At 71.4% G+C, this 2,937-nt stretch carries 2 protein-coding genes; both read right to left on the bottom strand.

All coding sequences use genetic code 11. The features are described from left to right. Positions 1-118: 118 nt before the first annotated feature. Entirely contained in the window at positions 119-1,183 is a 1,065-nt protein-coding gene (locus QH283_RS03965; protein ID WP_280501657.1) for a hemolysin family protein, read from the bottom strand. Further along, complete coding sequence (locus QH283_RS03960; protein WP_280501656.1) at positions 1,176-2,573, bottom strand: hemolysin family protein; 1,398 nt, start codon at positions 2,571-2,573, stop codon at positions 1,176-1,178. Before QH283_RS03960 ends, QH283_RS03965 begins: the two co-directional genes overlap by 8 nt. Between the last annotated feature and the right edge of the window lie 364 nt (positions 2,574-2,937).

Raw genomic sequence — 2,937 nt, 5'->3', positions numbered from 1 at the left:
CCGGTGGGCCGGGGCCGGCGGGCGGGTCCCCCACAACCTACCACCCCCCCCCCGGCCCCGGGGCCCCCCCCCCCGCCGGGGGCGCCGGGGGGGCCGGGTCGTGCTGTCGCGGCGCCTGCTACTCCGCGTTGCGGTGGGTGGTGTCGCGGACGGTGCCGACGAACTCCTCCACCAGATCCTCCAGTGCCACGATGCCGCAGGTGGCGCCTCGGCTGTCCACCACCCGGCCGAGATGGCTGCTGGTGCGGCGCAGCCTGGCCAGCGCCTCGGCCAGCGGGGTGCCGATGCCGAGGGCGGGCAGCGGCCGGATGTCGGTGCGCGGAATCGGCGTGCCCGGCCCGGCGGACTCGTCGGCGACCTTGTCCAGCACATCCTTGACATGCAGGTAGCCGACCAGCGAGCCGTCGGCGGCGCGCACCGGGTACCGCGAGAAGCCGGTCTCGGCGACCGCGGTCTCGATGTCGCCCAGGGTGGTGCCGCTGCCGCGCAGCGGAATCGACCTGGTGGCGGCCAGCGGGACCATCACATCGGCCACCGTGCGCTCGGAGGTGCCGAGCGCCTGGGTGAGGCGGCGGTGCTCCTCCTCGTCGAGCAGACCCTCCGAGCGGGACTCGCCGATCATCTCGGCCAGCTCCACGCTGGAGACGGTGGCGTCCAGCTCGTCCTTCGGCTCGATGCGCAGCATCCGCAGCGTCAGGTTGGCGGCCAGGTTGTACAGCGCGATCAGCGGCTTGGCCAGCCGCAGGAACATCAGGTGCACGGGCACCAGCAGCAACGCGCTGCGTTCGGGTCCGGCCAGCGCGATGTTCTTCGGGATCATCTCGCCGAGCAGGATGTGCAGGATCACCACGACGGTCAGCGCGATCGCGAACGACACCGGGTGCAGCAGCTGCTCGGGCATGCCCAGCGCCTCGAACGGCTTCTCCAGCAGGTGCGCCACCGCGGGCTCGCCGACCCGGCCGAGCAGGATCGAGCAGATGGTGATGCCGAGCTGCGCGGCCGCCAGCATCATCGACAGGTTCTCACCCGCCTTGATGACGGTGGTGGCGTTGCGCTTGCCCTGGGCCACCATGGCTTCCAGCCGGTCCCGGCGCGCCGAGATCAGCGCGAACTCGGCGGCGACGAAGAAGGCGTTGCCCGCAAGCAGCACGAAGGTCAGGACCACTCCGAAGACGTCACCCATGGCTGTTGTCCTGGAGTTCGCGCGGCCGCAGATCCTCGGCGGGGACCGGGATCAGACGGACCCGGTCGATGCGCCTGCCGTCCATGCGCTCCACGCGCGCGATCCAGCCGCCCGCACCGGAGGACCCGTCGTCGACCTGCTGGCGCGCCGACAACGCAGACAGCGGCAGCACCACCTCGTCGTCCACCTCCGGCATCCGGCCGAGCATGGTCAGCACCAGACCGCCGAGGGTCTCGTACTCGCCCTCGGGGGCGGCGTAGCCGGTGGCACGGCCGACCTCGTCGATGCGCAGCAGGCCCGAGCAGTCCCAGCCGTCGGAGGTGCGGCGCACGTCGAGTTCCTCCTCGTCGTGCTCGTCGCGGACGTCGCCGAGGATCTCCTCGATCAGGTCCTCCATCGACACCAGGCCCGCCGTGCCGCCGTATTCGTCGACGACCAGCGCCACCTGCATGCCGTGCGCGCGCACCCGCTCGAGCAGCTCGTCGCCGTCGAGGCTGGCCGGCACCACCGGCACCGGCGTGGCCAGCCGGTGCAGCGGGATGGTGCGCCGCTCGCTCGCCGGGTGGGCGAAGGCCTGCTTGACGTGCACCACGCCGAGGGTGTTGTCCAGGTCGCCGTCGATGACCGGGAACCGGGAGTAGCCGGTGCGTTCGGCGGCGGCGATCAGATCGGCGATGGTGTCGTCCTTGTCCAGCGACTCCACCTTCACCCTCGGGGTCATCAGTTCCTCGGCGATGCGCTCGCCGAATTGCAGCGAGCGATCCACCACCAGCGCGGTGCGCTGGTCGAGCGAGCCGCGCTGGGCCGAGGTGCGCACCAGCGAGCCCAGCTCCTGCGGGGACCGCGCCGAGCGCAGCTCCTCGGCGGGCTCGACGCCGAACTTGCGCACCACCCAGTTGGCGGTGTTGTTGAGGAAGTGGATCATCGGCTTGAACACCGTGGAGAAGCCGACCATCGGGGCCGCGGTGGCGCGGGCGGTGGCCATCGGCTTGGCGATCGCGATGTTCTTGGGCACCAGCTCGCCGTAGATCATCGACAGCGAGGTGGCGATGATCAGTGCCAGCGCCAGCGACAGACCGGTCACGGCGCCTTCCGGCAGGCCCACAGCGGTGAACAGCGGGCCGAGCAGGCGCGCGATCACCGGTTCGGCGATGAAGCCGGTGATGAGTGTGGTGATGGTGATGCCCAGCTGTGCGCCGGACAACTGGAACGACAGCGTGCGATGGGCCTGGCGGACCATCCGCGAGCGCACGTCGCCGGAGCGGGCGGCGGCCTCGACGGCGCTGCGTTCCAGCGCGGTGAGGGAGAACTCCGCGGCGACGAACAGCGCCGTGCCCGCGGTCAGGGCGATGAAGCCGAGAATGCTGAGGATCGTCAGGACGGCAGCCAACTCAGCACCGTCCGGGAAGAGTGTTGTCGGGAAGTGCGCCGGGTTTGTCACCCGGCTCGGTAGAGGAGCCCTCCTGAGTGGCGCCCTCGGACGCGGGTGGCAACGTGTTCCCTTTCGACGTGGCAGCGTGTGCCGTGTGACCTGAAACCGGAGTAGAGCCCGGCAACCCTCATGTTACCGGGCCGTCGCCGCCATGCCGTCGCGAGTTCGCGGCGGGTCGGTGCCGGAGGGCCGCTCTCACCAGCCGCCGGGCCGTGGCCGCCCCTCCGCGAAACCGGCCGCCGACTGCACGCCGAGTACCGCACGCTCGTAGAATTCCGGCAGCGTGCGCGCGCCCGCGTAGGTGCAGGCGCTGCGCACGCCG

The sequence above is a fragment of the Nocardia farcinica genome (genome assembly GCF_029867845.1).
GTDB classification, from domain to species: domain Bacteria; phylum Actinomycetota; class Actinomycetes; order Mycobacteriales; family Mycobacteriaceae; genus Nocardia; species Nocardia farcinica_A.
This window is presented reverse-complemented; position numbering and strand designations above follow the sequence as displayed.

Excerpts from the sequence above, each read along its gene's own strand:
- QH283_RS03965 (WP_280501657.1), bottom strand. The coding sequence starts at position 1,183 with ATGGGTGACGTCTTCGGAGTGGTCCTGACCTTCGTGCTGCTTGCGGGC.